A 16508-nucleotide genomic window follows, 5' to 3' on the forward strand; every position below is an offset into this window, starting at 1 on the left:
CTCGCGGCCGACCTGGCCACGGACGCGCAGGCGGCCGGCCATCCCGCGCTCGCCGTTGGCGGTACGCCGGTGCCGCGCGCGCCGAAGATCGAGCCGCGCGCCCACGGCGAACAGCCCGACGATCTCGAAAGCTTGGCGGGTGTCGGCCCGCGCATGGCGGAGAAGCTGCATCAACTGGGTATCGAGTGTTACGCGCAACTCGCGGCGCTGGAGCCGGAAGAGGCGGCATGGCTGGACCTCAAGCTCAATGCGCGCGGCCGCGTGATGCGCGAGGGCTGGATCGAGCAGGCGCGGGCGCGCCTGAACGGCCACGCGACGGACTAACCTGGATCACCTGAAACGACGAGGACGAGCGCCATGGAAGAAAGCCACAGCAACAGGACCTGGGACGAACTGCATGCCGGCGACGAAGCCGTCGTCGAGCGCGTCGTCGCGGAGCGCGACATCGTGCTGTTCTCGCATGCGTCGGGCAATCTGAATCCGATGCATATGCCCGGCATCGACGTCGATGGCGACGGCAAGAGCGACACGGTCGCGCCGTCGATGTGGATCGGCTCGCTGGTCTCGGCCGTGCTCGGCAATCTGCTGCCGGGCGCGGGCACGCTGCTGCTCGCGCAACAGTTCGAATTCGGCGAGCGCGCGCGCGTCGGCGATACGTTGCGGGTGACGGTGCGCGTGCTCGAGAAGCATGAGCGTCCGCGCGCGATGCTCGAATTCCGCGTCGAGGTGGTCGACGGCGAGATGGTCGCGCAAGGCCGCGCGGAAGTGCTCGCGCCGCTGCATCGCGTCGTGACCAACGAAGCGGACCGCCCCGCGCTGCTGATGGACCAGCACGATCACTTCACGCGGCTCATCGAGATCGCGGCGAGTCTGCCGCCGCTGCCGACCGCCGTCGTGTGGCCCGACGATCCGAACTCGCTGCGCGGCACGCTGCTGTCGATGCGCCGCGGCCTCATCACGCCGGTGCTGATCGGCGCGCGGGCGCGTCTGGAAGAAGCGGCGGCGGAGTGCGGCGAAGCGCTCGGCGAGGTGCCCGTCATCGACGCGGCCGATCACGAGGCGGCTGCCGCGAAGGCCGTGCAGCTCGTCCACGCGGGCGAGGTGCGCGCGATCATGAAAGGCAACGTGCATTCCGACGAACTGCTCGCGCACGTCGTGAAGAAGGACGGCGGCCTGCGCTCGGGACGGCGTATCTCGCATGTGTTCGTGCTCGACGTGCCGACGCTCGATCATCCGCTCTTCGTCAGCGACGCGGCCATCAACATCGCGCCCGATCTGCCGACCAAGGCCGACATCGTGCAGAGCTCGATCGATCTCGCGCGCGCGTGCGGCGTGCCGCTGCCGCGCGTGGCGGTGCTTTCGGCCGTGGAGACGGTCAACGTAAGCATCCCTTCGTCGCTCGACGCGGCGATACTCGCGAAGATGTCGGATCGCGGCCAGATCACGGGCGGGCTCGTCGACGGCCCGCTCGCGATGGACAACGCCATCGACGCCGCCGCGGCGCGCACGAAGAAGATCGTGTCGCCGGTGGCGGGCGCGGCGCAGGTGCTGATCGTGCCGAATCTGGAAGCGGGCAACATGCTGGCCAAGCAGCTGACGTTCGTCTCGCGCGCCCAGCCGGCCGGGCTCGTGGTCGGCGCGCGCGTGCCGGTCATGCTGACGAGCCGCGCCGACAACGACCAGGCGCGCCTCGCGTCGTGCGCGGTGGCGATTCTTTACGACCACTGGCGGCGCGAAGGCACGAGCGCGGTGACGTCCGCGGACGCAATGGCCGCGGACGTGACGGCGGACAACGCCAGGGAGAATCTGTCATGAGCGCCGCGTTGCTGCAGGACACCGCCGGTGCCGCGCTGCTCACGCTCAACGCGGGTTCCTCGTCGATCAAGTTCGCGCTCTACGACGTGGACGGACTGCGACGGCGCGCGACCGGGCTCGTCGAGGCGATCGGCGGCGCGTCGCGTTTCAAGGCGAAGGACGACGGGCAGCATCAGTGGGACGCCTCGATCGACGCGCCGAACCATGTCGATGCCTTGCAGGCCATCATCGAATGGATCGCCCGCGAGATGGCCGGCGCGGTCATCAGCGCGATCGGGCATCGCGTCGTGCATGGCGGCATGCTGTTCGATCGGCCCGTGCTCATCACGAACGAGGTGATCGCGCAGTTGCGCTTGCTCGTGCCGCTCGCGCCGCTGCATCAGCCGCACAACCTCGCCGGCATCGATGCCGCGCGCGAGGCGTTCGGCGAGGTGCCGCAGGTCGCGTGCTTCGATACGGCGTTTCATCGCGCGCATCCGTTTCTGAACGACTGCTTCGCGCTGCCGCGCGAGCTGTTCTATCAGGGCGTGCGCCGTTATGGCTTTCACGGGCTCTCGTACGAGTACATCGCGGATTATCTGCGCGTGCATTACCCGCATCATGCACGGGGCCGCGTGCTGGTCGCGCATCTGGGCAACGGCGCGTCGATGTGCGCGATGCGCGACGGCCGCTCGATCGCCTCGACGATGGGCTTCTCCGCGCTCGATGGCCTGCCGATGGGCACGCGCTGCGGCCAGGTCGATCCCGGCGTGCTGCTGTACCTGATGCAGCAGGGCATGGATGCACAGGAAATCTCGACGATGCTTTACGAGTGCTCGGGGCTGCTCGGGCTGTCGGGCGGCGTGTCGAACGATATGCGCGTATTGCTGGCGTCCGGGAGTCCCGAGGCGAACGAGGCGATCGCCTATTTCGTGTCGCGCATCCGGCGCGAAGTCGGCGGGCTCGCGGCGGCGCTCGAAGGGCTCGATGCGATCGTGTTTACGGGCGGTATCGGCGAGAACGCGGCGCCAATTCGCGAGCGGGTGCTGGCCGGCATGGCGTGGATCGGCGTCGAGATCGACGAGACGCGCAACCGTGCCAACGAACGGGTGATTTCGTCTCATCTGTCGCGGGTGCTCGCGCTGCGCGTGCCGACCGACGAGGAAGGCATGATCGCGCGGCATACGCTGAATACGGCGCGGATTGCGCCGGAGATCGCGGCGGTTTCGGACGCGGCGGGGTGAGGCGGGGGAGCCGGCGAGGGATGCGGCGGTAAGCGGGTGTAGGGGCCGGCGGGGTGTGTGAGACTTGATCTCCCTTCGGCTCCTGCCTGAAGCGCCGGGATCGCCCGAAGCCCTTGAAGCGCGCCGCCGTCGCGCCGGTCCGCTCCGCCGTCAGAGATCGGCGCTCGACAGCGTGATCCGTTCTCCGGTAATGGGCAGTACTTTCTGCTCGACGGCTTGCAAAAGCCGGCGCTTGCCGAGTTCGAACGCGAGCATCAATTGCTTCGGCGTCTCGTTCGCCGCGCCGAGTTTTTCGCGGACCGTTTCGGCAGGGAGAGCGAAGGCACAGTATCCCCAACCGAAGGCGTAGGCCGAAAACCAGAGTGTCGCGTCGCCGGAAAGTTGGGGGGCCGTCAGGTTCATCAGGGGTGGGTTCATGGCTGTCGCTCGCCTGGCCGATGGGAATAGTGCGTGATTCTCGCATAGCCGATTGACGTGGACCGTTTTCATGGAACGGCCCACCGGCTCATCTCCAGTTATCCTGACTGTTGGGCTGGCTTCGAAGCGTGGCCCGCGATCGCCCTGGCTTGGGCGATCGCGGCCCGAAGTGACGCCGACGCTGACGTCGAAGCGAATGTCAAAGCGGATATCGAAGCGTCCGCGACCGGCTGCCGCAGCACCGGTCTTGCCGCCGACGCCTCGCGCCAACTCCGCTCAGGCCGCGTCCTTTCTTTCCGTATGCAGCACCAGTTCAGGCACGCTTCGTTCGGACTCCGGAACCGAACCGGATGGCCGATGCACATCGTGCGTCACGAAGCCCTGTTCGCGGCTCGGCACATCGAACCACTCCCGATGGGCAAACGAAGCGCGAATGTCGTCGAGACCGCTCTCCCAGTGCTCCTGCATCGTGTCCATGCTGAACTCGTAATCCTTGTAGTGACCCTCGTACGGCTTGTTCTTGTAGATGAGGTGCACCACGTTGATCGCGCTGCCGTCGGCGGCCTGTTCGGCGAGGCGGAACAGCGGGTCCGTCTTGCGTATCTCGGCCGGGACATGCGCAAGGAGTTCCTTGATGAAGCGCGCATGCTTCTGGCGCTCCGCGAGCATGCTGGTGATCGCGCGCGTGCGGCTCGAATACTGGATGTCCTTGGCGCGCTCCGACACGTCGAGGAAGTCGCCGGGCGTATTGCCGCTCGCGCTCCACAGGTCCACCTGAAAGACCAGCGTGTCCTTGTGCTCGGCATCGCGCAGCACTTCGGTCAACGGCGTGTTGGAGACGAGGCCGCCGTCCCAGTAGTACTCGCCGTCGATCTCGACGGCCGGAAATCCCGGCGGCAACGCGCCCGACGCCATGAAATGCTCCGGGGTCAGACGCATTTTCGTGTTGTCGAAGTAGACGAGGTTGCCGGTCCGCACGTTCACCGCACCCACCGAGACGCGAATCTCGCCGTCGTTGATCCGGTCGAAATCGGCGAACTGCAACAGCGTTTTCTTCAATTCGGCGGTGTGGTAGTAGCTGACCCCGCTCGGGCTTTTCTTTTCGAATCCCGCGACGGGCAAGGGGAAGCGCGGCGCGAAAAAGCCGGGCTGGCCCTCGGTCAGCGCCCGGCCCGCGGCCCAGATGCTGGCCCATTTGCGCGACAGGTCCTGTAACCCGATGCGGGGTAGCGCCCAACTGCCGAGGCCGCCGAGCCAGTCCGCCGGATGGCAGATCGAATTCCAGAAGCCGCGCAACGCTTCGACGCGGTGTTCCGGCGCGTTGCCGGCGATGATCGCCGTGTTGAGCGCGCCGATCGACACGCCGGCGATCCAGTCGGGATGGACGCCCGCCTGCATCAGGCCTTCGTAGACGCCGGCCTGGTAGGAGCCGAGCGCGCCGCCGCCTTGCAGCACCAGGGCGATTTCGTCGTAGCGCGGCAGCGGGAACACCTCCGGCTGCACGCCGATTTTTCTTGTACCGGTCATACGTACCCCTTATCGCATCGACCAGCCGTGGCTGACGATCACCGACTGACCGGTGAGCGCCGACGACTCGAAGCTCGCGAGGAACGCTACCGTATTGGCGACGTCCTCGACCGTGGTGAATTCACCGTCGACGGTTTCCCTGAGCATGACGTTCTTCACGACGTCGGCTTCGGAGATGCCGAGCTCTCTCGCCTGCTCGGGAATCTGCTTGTCGACGAGCGGCGTGCGCACGAAGCCGGGGCACACGACATTCGCCCGTACGCCGCGCGGGCCGCCTTCTTTCGCCACGACGCGGGCGAGCCCGAGCAAGCCGTGCTTGGCCGTCACATAGGCCGACTTCAGCTTCGACGCTTCATGCGAGTGCACCGAGCCCATATACACGATCGAACCGCCGTTGCCGCTCGCGTACATGTGCCGGATCGCGGCCTTCGTGGTGAGAAAGGCGCCGTCGAGGTGGATCGCCAGCATCTTCTTCCAGTCGGCGAACGCATAGTCTTCGATGGGCGCGACGATCTGGATGCCGGCATTGGACACCAGCACGTCGAGACTGCCCAGTTCCTGCACCGCACGCTCCACCCCGTCATTGACCGCTGCTTCGCTGGTGACGTCCATCGCCACGGCCAGCGCCTTGCCGCCCGTGGCGACGATGCTGGCAGCCACCTTCTGGGCGTTGTCGAGATTGAGGTCGGCGATCACGACCGCCGCGCCGAGACTCGCGAGCCTGTAGGCGCATTGTTCGCCGATACCGCTTGCCGCGCCGGTCACGAGCGCGACTTTATTGTTCAATGACATATCGTTTTCCTTCTTGTTGATCTTCTTGATCTTGTTGATTCACGAAGCGTTACAGATTGGCCGCGAGCTTCACGTTCTCCACGGGAACCAGATAATCGAGCGCGACCTCGCCGATATCGAGCGTGAGATTGGCGATGACATGCCGCGCGCCGACCACGCGCTTCACCGGCAGATCGGCCACGGGCGCCAACGCATGCGGATGCAGTTCGAGCGCGGCCGGACCCGACCACGCGCCGAGCACGCTCACGTCGCGCAGGAAGAAGCGCACGAGCTCGCACACGCGCGGCGAACCGTCGACGTGCGGAATCACTTTCAGCAGATAGTTCGGCGTGTCCGCGAGCTTTTTGCGTTCGACCTCGACGTCGAGCGGCACGTGCTTGAAGCCCATCGTACCGGTAGCGACGCGCTGGGTGCCGTAGTCGAGCGTGCCGAGCAGCGTGTCGTTGCCGTCGACGCCGAGCGTCGGCCTCGCCAGCTTCTTCGGAAAGCCCCAGATTTCGCGGCCACCGGCAATCGGGCCTTCGTCGTCGAGGTACATCGAATGGGTGTAGTTGCCGATATGCCCGTGCTGGTCGCGCACCGAGATGACCTGGCCGCTTTCGGTGTAGTCGCCGAAGCCCGACGAATCCGGCATGCGGATGAATTCGTAATGCACAAGATTGTTCTCGGGATGCAGCGGCTCCGGAACCACGGCGCGCAGCGCGTCGGGGTCCGTCTCATAGGAAATGATGAAGTATTCGCGATTGATGAAGCGATACGGCGGCCGCGGATAAGCGGGGTTATGAACGGGCATCGCAAAGGCGTTTTTGTGGATCGAGGCGAGGTCCATGGGAATCCTTATGAATGGCGGATGATGGATGAGGGGCAGGAGGCGAGCGGCAGCCTCGTGAAAGGCCGCGCTGCAAGAGAGCCTGACAGATCGTGCAGAACCGGCGCATACCGCGCCATCAACGGGCGCGGTATGGCGACTACCGTTCAGTACATGTTCGGCACGTACATCTCGGGGGGAACCGGGTGGCGAATGTAGTCCTCGTGATGGACGCGCGCGGGCAGATCGATGGCCGCGTGCTCGGTCTCGAGATACGGCACCTGGTTCAGCAGATGGTGCATGCAGTTCAGGCGCGCGCTCTTCTTGTCGTTGGCGTCGACTACCCACCACGGCGACTCGGGGATATGCGAGCGTTCGAGCATGACTTCCTTCGCGTGCGTATATGCTTCCCAGCGACGGCGGCTTTCGAGGTCCATCGGGCTGAGCTTCCATTGCTTGAGCGGATCGGTAATGCGCGCCTGGAAGCGCATTTCCTGTTCGTCGTCCGTGACCGAGAACCAGTACTTGAGGATCTGGATGCCGCTGCGCTGGAGCATCCGTTCGAACTCGGGCACCGAGCGGAAAAACTCCTCGTATTCCTCGTCCGTGCAGAAACCCATCACGCGTTCGACGCCGGCGCGGTTATACCAGCTGCGATCGAACAGCACGATTTCGCCGGCGGCCGGCAGATGCGCGACGTAGCGCTGGAAATACCACTGGGTACGCTCGCGGCTCGTCGGCGCGGGCAGGGCGGCGATGCGGCACACGCGCGGATTGAGGCGCTGCGTGATGCGCTTGATCGCGCCGCCTTTGCCGGCCGCGTCCCGTCCCTCGAAGACCACGACGAGGCGGTGCCCCGTCTTGACGACCCAGTCCTGGAGCTTGACCAGTTCGCCCTGCAGGCGGAACAGTTCGCGGAAATAATGCCGCCGGCTCGTGCGCGCTGCGTCGTCGGACGTGCCGGGTACGCCGAAGCGCTGGTCGTCGAGTTCCATCTCCAGCTCTTCATCCCAGCTGTCGATCAGGTCGGCCTGAAGGCGCTGATGCAGTGTTGCGTCGGCGTTCGTGGGGTTCGTGTCATGCTCGCTCATCGATAGGGCTCCTGTCGGTCGATGCAATCTGTTCGCGGAAATGAAGCGTTCTGTTCCGCGGTTCGTCGGGTGTCGAATACGTGGGGGCTATCTGCTACGGTTCGGTCGATCTCGCGCAGCCTAGTGATCGGACTTCGTGACGGGCGACAATTTCGCGTGCAGCTCGACCGTGAGCGCCTCGATGCGTTCGCTCAACTGCTTGGTCAGCGTGGTGAGTGCCGTGTTCTGCTCCAGCAGCGCGACCAGTTGCGCGGTCTGCTGCGCCATCGCTTCCTGGCGCTGCGAACTCGCTTGCGCCAACGCTTCGCGGTGCAATGCATCGGCATCGGCATGCATCTTGTCGCGATCGGCCTGGCGCGTCTGCGCGAGCAGAATCAGCGGCGCCGCGTAGGCTGCCTGAAGACTGAAGGCCAGATTCAGCAGAATGAACGGATACGCGTCGAACTTGGTCCACCCGGCGAGGTTCACGATCATCCAGACCAGCACGACTACCGTCTGCCCTATGAGGAAGGTCGGCGTGCCGAAGAATCGCGCGAACTGTTCGGCCTTGAGCGCGAACCAGTCGTCGCCGAACACCGAGGTCAGGTGAACGTGCGGCAGATGGAAGCGGTAGTGATGGCGCCCGGATTGCTGTTCGTTGCTGCTGTTGGCGAGGTCGTTCATCGTATCGGACAGAAAACAGAAAAGGTCCCGCATGAAGGGATGCCTGCCCGCGCGAGCGCGGGCAGGCATGAGGCGCCGTGTCGTGCAAAGGGGCTTCGAGTGGCGAGGCAGGCGCGATGCGGTGGCGGTATGGCGCTTACCTGATCGACTCGATCTGCGTGATGCTGAGCTCCCACGTATGCGGCGGCAGCGGAATGAAATGCACGGCTTCGAGATACGCCGCGTTTTCATCCGACGGTACGATCGACCATTCGAGCAGCTTGCGAATCTCGGCGGCCAGCTCGGGGCTCGGCTGCTTCGTCGACACGACCGCGTATTCGTAGTTCACGAGCGGATAGGTGCCGGCGGCCGGCGAGAACACGAGGCTCAGGCGCTCGTCGGGCGGCGTGCGCACGCCGAGCGAGGCCGCGCCGGCGGTGATCGTCGCCTTCGTCGGCAGCACGAATTCGCCCGCGCCGTTCTTCAGCGCGGCGGTGCCGAGCCCGGCTGCGGCGATGTCCTTCGCGTAGCTCACGCCGATATAGCCGACCGAATACGGCGCCGTCTTCAGGGCGTTGACCATGCCGGCGTTGCCGGTTGCGGCAACCGCGCCCGATACCGTCGGCCAGTCGACCGTGGTGCCGTAGCCGAGCGAGTTTTCCCACGAGGGCGTCGAGAACGTCAGGAACTGCGTGAAGACGAACGTATCGCCCGAGCCGTCGCCGCGGCGCACCGGCACGATCTCATGATGCGGCAGATGCACGCCCGGATTCAGCGCGGCGATCGCCGGTGCGTCCCACTGATGGATCGCGCCGGTGTAGATGCCGGCGAGCGTTGGGCCGTCGAGCTTCAGATGCGTGTCGTTGAGGCCCGGCAGGTTGTAGTTGACCGTCTGCGCGGCGATCGCGAGCGGCACGTTGATGATCTGCGGATGCTTCATCGCGTCGGCGTCGGACATGTAGGCGTCCGAGGCGCCGATGTTGACCTTGCCGGCGATCGCCTGCTCGATCCCGGCCGCGGAGCCGGTCGCGCCGACGCTGATGTGCACGCCCGGATGCGTTTTCGCGTAGGCCTCGCTCCAGGTCGAAAAGAGCGGTGCGAGCAGCGTCGAGCCGGTCTCGGTCAGCGTCACCTGCTGCGCGTGCGCGGCGGGCATCGCGGCGGCGAGCGCCATGGCGAGGCAGGCCGTCATGCGCGCGACGGTTTGGTTGCGTTGTGCTGCGCTCATCGTGTCCTCTGTCGTGTATCGAAGCGCGCTGGCCGCGTCGGGCCAGCGCGGGTGTTCGTGATGGTATGAGGCTGCTTGTCGACCGCTTTACTGGCCGACGGGTTGGCCCATTTACTGGCCGATGCGGTCGAGGTTCACGCCGGTCGTCTCGATCCGGAAGATCCACGTGACGACCGCGCCGAACAGCGAGGTCACGACGAGGCAGTACAGCAGCGTGCTGGTGCCGATCGTGGCGAGCAGGATCGGGAACAGGAACGCGGTCATGATCGCGCCGACCTTGCCGACCGCCGCCGCGAAGCCCGCGCCCGCGCCGCGAATCCGGGTCGGGAAGACTTCGCCCGCGAGCAGATAGGTCTGCGCGTTCGGGCCGATGTTGGTCATGAAGTTGAACAGCATGAAGCCCGCGAAGATCAGCGTCGTCTTGCTGTTGCCATCGAAGCTGCCGGACAGCGCGGCGACGAACAGGCCCGCCGCGCAGCCGATGAAGCCGAAGACCTGCAGCTTCACGCGGCCGACCTTGTCGGCGAGCATCACGGCGAACAGAATCCCGACGATCAGCAGCGTGGTGGTCAGCGCCGCGCCCTTCGCGGCGAGGATGTCGTTCATGATCAGATCGCTGATGCTGCGCACGTGGTCGGGCTTGCTGCCGAGCGCGATCGCGAGGATCGTCGGCGTGAAGATGCCGATCCCGTAGGTGCCGAGATCCTGCAGGAACCACGGCGCCGACGAGAAGATCGTCGCGCGCAGGTTCTGCTTCGAGAACAGCGTGAGGAACGACTTCGAATCGCCGTGGCTTTCGGCGCTTTCCGCTTCGCGCGGCAGCTCGATGTGCGTGGGGTATTGCGGCTGGCGATCGAGCAGCCGGCGCGCGGCCTGCTCGGCTTCCTCGACGTCGCCGCGCACGTGCAGCCAGCTCGGGCTCTCGGTGATGAAGAAGCGGCCGAGCGTGACGATCACCGCCGGAATGATGGCGGTCGCGTACATCCAGCGCCATGCCTCGATCGTCGGCAGGATCGACAGCACGAGATAGCCGACCGCGGTGCCGCCGAGCGCGCCGAGCGCCTGGAAGCCGAACGCGCCGAGCACGAGTTTGCCGCGGCTCGCGCTCGGAATGCTCTCGGAGATGATCATGTGCGCGGTCGGGTAGTCGCAGCCGAGTGCGACGCCGAGCCCGAACAGACAGACCACGAGCGAGATGAAATTGGCGCAGACGGTCAGCAGCACGAGGAATACGCAAAACAGGATCATCTCGATGATGAACATGCGTTTGCGGCCGAAGTAATCGGACATGCCGCCGAGCGCCAGCGCGCCGACCAGGATGCCGACGAGGCTCGCGGCGGAGACGAGGCCGTTCTGCGCCGCGCCGATGCCGAACTCGCGCGAGATCAGCGGCAAGGCGACGCCCGTCATGAACACCACGAAGCCTTCGAAGAACTTGCCGGCCGCGGCGAGCGACCAGATGCGCCATTGCATCGCCGTCATCGGCGTGGAGGTCAGGCGGGTGCCGTCGGGCCAGATCGGACATTCGTCGATATAGTCCTGAACCGACTTCGTGGTGACACGCCCCAGGGAAGATGCGGCTACCGTTTGTTCCATGTTGGTCATTCCTTTGCAATCAAGGTTTTATTGCCTCGGTTCCGCGCTTGTGCGTGGCCTTTACCAGTCCCGCGCCTTCATTCTAGAAATGGATTCGTGTCGAGCCTGTGACATTCATTTACATGCAACGCGTAGATCAGGATCGTAAGGAATACGGTGAATAAATACTTGCTTCGACAATTGCGAATGCTTGCAAAAACCTTATCCATGCCGGCGTAAGACGCCCGATATGTTTGTTCTAATGTCTGACAGGGAACAGGCCTGGCGTGCCGTGAGCAGGGCAATTCGGAGAGATGGAACGTCCGTTCGACGACATCGGGATAATGTTTTCATCGTCGAATAACGGGCAGATGAAAATAAATAGCAGTTCGTATGAATCGGCTTTCAAGCGAAAGAATACGTGGGCGGATTCTCATGTCCCGAAACCCGGTCTTCGATATTGCCCGGACGCGTCCAATTCGGTGCCGGGCAATGCTGAGGCATAATTTCCCGCATGTTTCCCGTCATAGACTCGTTCAACAATCGCAAGGCCGATCTCATGGAACACTCCTACGCGCACGACGACACCGGTAATCTGATCCTGCTCGAACACATTAATCTGACGATTCCCGACCAGGTGCTCGCGACGGCGTTTTACGTCAGCGGACTCGGCCTTACGCGCGATCCGTTCCTGATGACCGGCGTGAACAACATGTGGATCAACATCGGCCGCTCGCAGATTCACTTGCCGCAGGGCAAGGCACAGCGCCTGCGCGGCAGCGTCGGCCTCGTGGTCGGCGAACTCGACGCGCTGCTGGCGCGTCTGCAAGCGGTCAAACCGCTGCTCGCCGGCACCGGGTTCGGCTGGACGGAGCGCGTGGGCTGCATCGACGTGACCTGTCCCTGGGGAAATCGCTACGAGTGTCTCGACCCGCATAGCCGGCCCGCCGACGCGCCGTGGTCGCAAATCGATCTCGGCATGGCATACGTGAAGCTCGACGTGCCCGTTGGCAGCGCGCAAGCCATCGCGCGTTTCTATGCGGACGTCTTCCATGCGAACGTCGCGATGCGGGAGCAGGGCGGCTCGCCCTGCGCGGTGATCGACGTGGGAACGCATCAGCAACTGCTGTATGTGGAAACGTCCGGGCCGATTCCGCCTTACGACGGGCATCACATCGCCGTTTACGCCGCGCGCTTTGCCGAGCCCCATGCGCGCCTCGTCGAGTACGGCACGGCTTACGGAGAAGAGCCGCACCAGTACCGGTTCGCCGAGATCGTCGATCCGTCGTCGAAAGCGCGTTGCTTCGAACTCGAACACGAGGTGCGGAGCCTGCATCATCCGCTGTATGCGCGGCCGCTCGTGAACCGCAATCCGGAGCAGACGAACCGCGACTACCGCAAGGGCGCCGATGCACGCAGCGGCGTGTTTTGAGCGGGCGCAACCGTGCGCCCGTGTGCCCGTGATAGGCCGCGCTAGGCCATGTTGTCCGGCATGCTGCCGATCTGCCGCCCCAGTTGCTCGGCGCGCCGGTAGATAGCCTGCATCAGCAGCATCGCGTTGCGGGTCGGCGGCGAGAATTTCGAATAGACGAAGGTCGAAGTCATTTCGAGGTTTTCGGTCAGCGGCCGCACGATGCAATCGCCCTCGGCGGCCGCGAATTCGTCGACGATCGCGAGCCCGAGGCCGCCGCGCACGAGCGCCAGCGCCTGATCGGCGCGCGTCACGTCGACCACCGAGGTCAGTTCGACGTCGGCATGCTGGCAGCCCCGCACGATGGTCGTGCCGAACGGAATGTCGCGCCTGAAGAGAATCATCGGCTCGGCGGTCAGGTCGGCGAGCGCAATGCTGCTGCGTTCCGCGAGCGGATGGCCGGGCGGCAGCACGCAGACCATGCGCCCGCGCATGAACGGCACGACGTCGAGATGCTCGTGCTCGATCGGCATCGAGGTGACCGCGACGTCCACGGTCTTGCTCAGCACTTCGAGCGGCATTTCGGCCATCAGCGTCGTGTGCCAGTCGACCCGCAAGCCCGGCAGCTTGCGCTTCAGCTCGACGATGGCCGGCGCGACGATCGCGGTCGCGAGCGACGGGCTGCACGCGACGCGCAACAGGCTCGCCGGGCCGAGCGCGAGCGCGCGGGCGAATTCGTCGACGCGCAGCGCCGACTGATAGACCTGCTCGACCTCGCGAAACAGCGCCTGCGCCTCGGCCGTCGGAATCAGCCGGCCCTTCGTGCGCTCGAACAGACGCAAGCCCAGCGTGGTTTCGGTGTGCGACACGAGCTTGCTCACGGCCGGCTGCGAGACGTACAGCATTCTCGCGGCCGCATTGATCGAGCCCGTGAGCATCACGGCGCGAAATACCTCCATTTGCCGCAGCTTGAAGCGCATCCTTCCTCCTCCCGCGAATCCCGCGCGCGGGGCGATTAACCAAAAGTTATAGGATAGCTGAAACTCGGCATACGACAGCAGGCCGGTTACTCCCTACTATCTCCCTCGAAGACCGCACGCCGGTTGCGCGGAAGCGCCCGAAGCCGGCGGCGCCGCAGAAATCAACGATGGAGACACGATGAATCCGACCCCGACACCGCCGACGTTTTCCGCGAGCGCCGGTGCTGCCGTGCCGGCCTCCGCACGCACGCGGGCGCGCTTCGGCATCCTCGCGCTGCTCGCGATCGGCACGATGATCAACTATCTCGATCGCAGCGTCGCGGGCATTGCCGCCCCCAGCATGAGCCACGAGCTGGGCCTGACGCCCGCGCTGATGGGCGTGATCTTCTCCGCTTTTTCCTGGACCTACACCGCCGCGCAGATTCCGGGCGGCGTGCTGCTCGACCGGGTCGGCACGCGCTGGACCTATTTCTTCGCGCTGACGCTGTGGTCGCTGTTCACGGGGTTTCAGGGGCTCGCGGCCGGCTTCGTGTCGTTGCTCATCATGCGGCTTCTGATCGGCGCGGCCGAGGCGCCGTGCTTTCCGACCAACAGCCGGGTGGTCGCGGTCTGGTTTCCGCAGAGCGAACGGGCGCGCGCGACGGGCGTCTACACGTTCGCCGAGTATGTCGGCCTTGCGTTTCTGAGCCCGCTGCTGTTCTGGCTCGAACAGCGCTACGGATGGCGCGCGCTGTTCGGCATGGTCGGCGCCGTGGGCGTGGCGTTCGGCGCGGTGTGGCTGCTGCGCTTTCGCGAGCCGCATGAGTCGAAGGCGGCGAACCGCGCCGAACTCGATTACATCGCGGACGGCGGCGGCGTGGTCGATGGCAGCCGCGAGACGATGCAGTTTCGCTGGTCCGACATCGGCGCGCTGCTGCGCCGCCGCAGCATGCTCGGCATCTGTATCGGCCAGTTCGCCTGTAATTCGACCAACGTGTTCTTTCTCACGTGGTTTCCGACCTATCTCGCCACCGAGCGCCACATGCCGTGGCTCAAGGTCGGCATGGTCGCGGTGCTGCCGTTCATCGCCGCCTCGGTCGGCACGCTGAGCGGCGGCTGGATTTCCGACGCGATGCTGCGCCGCGGCATCTCGCTGAACTGGTCGCGCAAGCTGCCGGTGATTACCGGGCTGCTGGCCGCCTCGAGCATTGCGCTCGCCAACTATGTCGATTCGACCGCGGCCGTGATCGCGATCCTGTGCGTCGCGTACTTCGCGCAGGGCATGTCGGCGCTCGCCTGGATGATCGTCTCCGACATCGCGCCGAAGGGTCTGCTCGGTCTGAGCGGCGGCATCTTCAACCTGTTCGCGAACGCGGCCGGCATCGTCACGCCGCTCGTGATCGGGCTGATCGTCAACGCAACCGGCTCGTTCGTCTACGCGCTCGCCTTTATTTCGGCGGTCACGCTGATCGGTGCGCTGTCCTACGTATTCGTGGTCGGCGACATCAAGCGGATCGTGCTGAAGAGCACGGCGGCCCCGGTGTGAACCTCCGCGGTGTGAATTCTTCTCCCCGAACTCTTGTGCAACCTCAAAAGGAAACGTTCTCCATGAGCCACTCATTCGACGGCCAGGTCGCGATCGTCACCGGCGCGGCGCGCGGCATCGGGCTTGGCATCGCACGCCAGCTGAAAGCGGACGGCGCTCGCGTCGCGATCTGGGACCTCGACGTCAGCCATTGCGACGCCGCGCAGCTCGGCTTCGAGCCGGACCATCTGCAATCCGTCGACGTGTCGTCCTACGCGTCGGTCGAGAGCGCGTTCGAGGCGACTGTCGCGGCACTGGGCCACGTCGACATTCTCGTCAACAACGCGGGCATCAACGGGCCGGTGGTGCCGAGCTGGGAGTATCCGGTGGAGACCTGGCAGCGCGTGCTCGACGTCGATCTGAACAGCGTGTTCTACGGCTGCCGCGTCGCGGTTCCGCATATGCGCGCGCGCGGCGGCGGACGCATTCTCAACGTCGCGTCGATCGCGGGCAAGGAAGGCGTGCAGTTCATCTCCGCGTATTCGGCGGCGAAGGCCGGCGTGATCGGCTTCACCAAGGCGGTCGCGAAGGAACTCGCGCGCGACAATGTGATGATTAACTGCATCGCACCCGCGATGGTGGAAACGGAGCTGTTCCGCGAGATGTCGCCCGAGCACATCGAGGCGAGCAAGGCGAAGATTCCGCTCGGCCGTTTCCTGCAAATCGAAGAGGTCGGCCGGATGGTGAGCTGGATCGTGAGCCCCGCATGCAGCTTTACGACCGGCTTCACGTTCGATTTGACCGGCGGGAGGGCCACCTATTGAACCCCGCTCAAAACCCTGCGCGTTCGCTTGCCGTCGCGCATTTGACAGCGCTCGAGTTCGCGCCCGCGCCGTTGGTGCGGCTCGCCGCGCGCGCCGGATTCGCTGGCGTCGGCTTGCGCATGCATCCGGCCATGCCTGGCGGCATCGCGTATCCGGTGATGGCCGGCACTGACGCGCATCGCGAGCTGCGCGGCGCGCTGGCGGGCGAGGGCGTCACCGTGTGCGACGTCGAATTCATTCCGCTCGTGCCGACGCTCGATGCCGCCTCGTTCGCGCCGTTGTTCGAAGCGGCCGCCGGGCTCGGCGCGCGCTGCGTGAGCGTGTCCGGCGACGATCCCGATGCGGCGCGGCTCGCCGCGAATCTGGCCGCGCTCGCCGAACTCGCGCAACCGTTCGGATTACGGATCGATCTGGAATTCATGCGCTGGCGCCATGTCGGCACGCTCGCCCAGGCGCGCGCGGCGCTCGAACGCGCCGCGCATCCGAATCTCGGGCTGGTGATCGACGCGCTGCATCTGTCGCGCGCGGGCAGCACGCCGGACGATGTCGCCGCGCTGCCGCCGCAGTCGGTCGGCTTCGTGCAGTTGTGCGATGCGCCCGCCACGCTGCCGGCCAACGACGACGAAGCGATTCTCGAAGCGCGCACCGCGCGGCTTGCGCCCGGCGACGGC

Annotated in this window: 15 protein-coding genes and 1 pseudogene; 7 read left to right on the plus strand and 9 right to left on the minus strand. The window is 65.4% G+C overall.

The window, feature by feature from the left end; all coding sequences use genetic code 11:
• The 3 genes and pseudogenes from GXB81_RS27625 to GXB81_RS27635 all read left to right on the plus strand — a co-directional run.
• Window positions 1-324: pseudogene (locus GXB81_RS27625) on the plus strand (hypothetical protein); the annotation flags it as partial.
• Between the two features lie 33 nt (window positions 325-357).
• On the plus strand, window positions 358-1815 hold the full coding sequence (locus tag GXB81_RS27630) for a bifunctional enoyl-CoA hydratase/phosphate acetyltransferase (protein WP_167046195.1): 1458 nt from the start codon (window positions 358-360) through the stop codon (window positions 1813-1815).
• Window positions 1812-3038 (plus strand): acetate/propionate family kinase, encoded by a 1227-nt coding sequence (locus tag GXB81_RS27635; protein WP_205990858.1) that lies wholly within the window; start codon window positions 1812-1814, stop codon window positions 3036-3038. The genes GXB81_RS27630 and GXB81_RS27635 overlap by 4 nt, the downstream gene beginning before the upstream one ends.
• Window positions 3039-3188: 150 nt before the next feature.
• Here the strand turns inward: GXB81_RS27635 and GXB81_RS31645 are convergent, their stop codons facing one another.
• The 8 genes from GXB81_RS31645 to GXB81_RS27675 form a co-directional block, all read right to left on the minus strand.
• A complete protein-coding gene (locus GXB81_RS31645) occupies window positions 3189-3725 on the minus strand; it encodes a hypothetical protein (protein ID WP_241016543.1) in 537 nt (178 codons plus the stop codon).
• A gap of 6 nt (window positions 3726-3731) precedes the next feature.
• A complete protein-coding gene (locus GXB81_RS27645; RefSeq protein ID WP_167046190.1) occupies window positions 3732-4982 on the minus strand; it encodes a patatin-like phospholipase family protein in 1251 nt (416 codons plus the stop codon).
• A 9-nt stretch (window positions 4983-4991) separates the two neighbouring features.
• On the minus strand, window positions 4992-5774 hold the full coding sequence (locus GXB81_RS27650) for a 3-hydroxybutyrate dehydrogenase (RefSeq protein WP_167046187.1): 783 nt from the start codon (window positions 5772-5774) through the stop codon (window positions 4992-4994).
• A 49-nt stretch (window positions 5775-5823) separates the two neighbouring features.
• Complete coding sequence (locus tag GXB81_RS27655; protein ID WP_205990859.1) at window positions 5824-6603, minus strand: acetoacetate decarboxylase; 780 nt, start codon at window positions 6601-6603, stop codon at window positions 5824-5826.
• 146 nt (window positions 6604-6749) lie between these two features.
• Complete coding sequence (gene ppk2, locus GXB81_RS27660) at window positions 6750-7673, minus strand: polyphosphate kinase 2 (RefSeq protein WP_167046182.1); 924 nt, start codon at window positions 7671-7673, stop codon at window positions 6750-6752.
• Window positions 7674-7793: 120 nt separating this feature from the next.
• Window positions 7794-8369 (minus strand): DUF1003 domain-containing protein, encoded by a 576-nt coding sequence (locus GXB81_RS27665; protein ID WP_240159141.1) that lies wholly within the window; start codon window positions 8367-8369, stop codon window positions 7794-7796.
• A 103-nt stretch (window positions 8370-8472) separates the two neighbouring features.
• Entirely contained in the window at window positions 8473-9543 is a 1071-nt protein-coding gene (gene pstS / locus GXB81_RS27670) for a phosphate ABC transporter substrate-binding protein PstS (RefSeq protein ID WP_205990860.1), read from the minus strand.
• 111 nt (window positions 9544-9654) lie between these two features.
• Window positions 9655-11139, minus strand: a complete 1485-nt coding sequence (locus GXB81_RS27675) for an MFS transporter (RefSeq protein WP_167282701.1) — start codon at window positions 11137-11139, stop codon at window positions 9655-9657.
• A gap of 538 nt (window positions 11140-11677) precedes the next feature.
• Here GXB81_RS27675 and GXB81_RS27680 point away from each other — a divergent pair.
• On the plus strand, window positions 11678-12550 hold the full coding sequence (locus GXB81_RS27680) for a glyoxalase/bleomycin resistance/dioxygenase family protein (protein ID WP_205990861.1): 873 nt from the start codon (window positions 11678-11680) through the stop codon (window positions 12548-12550).
• A gap of 41 nt (window positions 12551-12591) precedes the next feature.
• Here GXB81_RS27680 and GXB81_RS27685 read toward each other — a convergent pair whose 3' ends face one another.
• Complete coding sequence (locus GXB81_RS27685; RefSeq protein WP_205990862.1) at window positions 12592-13509, minus strand: LysR substrate-binding domain-containing protein; 918 nt, start codon at window positions 13507-13509, stop codon at window positions 12592-12594.
• Window positions 13510-13687: 178 nt separating this feature from the next.
• Here GXB81_RS27685 and GXB81_RS27690 point away from each other — a divergent pair, with 178 nt between their 5' ends.
• The 3 genes from GXB81_RS27690 to GXB81_RS27700 all read left to right on the plus strand — a co-directional run.
• Window positions 13688-15034 (plus strand): MFS transporter, encoded by a 1347-nt coding sequence (locus tag GXB81_RS27690; protein WP_167046170.1) that lies wholly within the window; start codon window positions 13688-13690, stop codon window positions 15032-15034.
• Between the two features lie 62 nt (window positions 15035-15096).
• Entirely contained in the window at window positions 15097-15837 is a 741-nt protein-coding gene (locus GXB81_RS27695; RefSeq protein ID WP_167046167.1) for an SDR family NAD(P)-dependent oxidoreductase, read from the plus strand.
• Window positions 15834-16508: TIM barrel protein (locus GXB81_RS27700; protein WP_241016545.1), on the plus strand; the 675-nt coding region annotated here is incomplete at its 3' end. The genes GXB81_RS27695 and GXB81_RS27700, both read left to right, overlap by 4 nt.

This window comes from Paraburkholderia sp. Ac-20336 (genome assembly GCF_017105025.1).
Lineage (GTDB): Bacteria > Pseudomonadota > Gammaproteobacteria > Burkholderiales > Burkholderiaceae > Paraburkholderia.

What these genes read in the sequence shown, in the direction of transcription:
- ppk2 (WP_167046182.1), bottom strand. Translation starts at nt 7,673, where the DNA reads ATGAGCGAGCATGACACGAACCCCACGAACGCCGACGCAACACTGCAT.
- GXB81_RS27645 (WP_167046190.1), bottom strand. Translation starts at nt 4,982, where the DNA reads ATGACCGGTACAAGAAAAATCGGCGTGCAGCCGGAGGTGTTCCCGCTG.
- GXB81_RS27685 (WP_205990862.1), bottom strand. Translation starts at nt 13,509, where the DNA reads ATGCGCTTCAAGCTGCGGCAAATGGAGGTATTTCGCGCCGTGATGCTC.
- GXB81_RS27690 (WP_167046170.1), top strand. Translation starts at nt 13,688, where the DNA reads ATGAATCCGACCCCGACACCGCCGACGTTTTCCGCGAGCGCCGGTGCT.
- GXB81_RS27635 (WP_205990858.1), top strand. Translation starts at nt 1,812, where the DNA reads ATGAGCGCCGCGTTGCTGCAGGACACCGCCGGTGCCGCGCTGCTCACG.
- GXB81_RS27655 (WP_205990859.1), bottom strand. Translation starts at nt 6,603, where the DNA reads ATGGACCTCGCCTCGATCCACAAAAACGCCTTTGCGATGCCCGTTCAT.
- GXB81_RS27695 (WP_167046167.1), top strand. Translation starts at nt 15,097, where the DNA reads ATGAGCCACTCATTCGACGGCCAGGTCGCGATCGTCACCGGCGCGGCG.
- GXB81_RS27680 (WP_205990861.1), top strand. Translation starts at nt 11,678, where the DNA reads ATGGAACACTCCTACGCGCACGACGACACCGGTAATCTGATCCTGCTC.
- GXB81_RS27630 (WP_167046195.1), top strand. Translation starts at nt 358, where the DNA reads ATGGAAGAAAGCCACAGCAACAGGACCTGGGACGAACTGCATGCCGGC.
- pstS (WP_205990860.1), bottom strand. Translation starts at nt 9,543, where the DNA reads ATGAGCGCAGCACAACGCAACCAAACCGTCGCGCGCATGACGGCCTGC.
- GXB81_RS27675 (WP_167282701.1), bottom strand. Translation starts at nt 11,139, where the DNA reads ATGGAACAAACGGTAGCCGCATCTTCCCTGGGGCGTGTCACCACGAAG.
- GXB81_RS27650 (WP_167046187.1), bottom strand. Translation starts at nt 5,774, where the DNA reads ATGTCATTGAACAATAAAGTCGCGCTCGTGACCGGCGCGGCAAGCGGT.
- GXB81_RS27665 (WP_240159141.1), bottom strand. Translation starts at nt 8,369, where the DNA reads ATGCGGGACCTTTTCTGTTTTCTGTCCGATACGATGAACGACCTCGCC.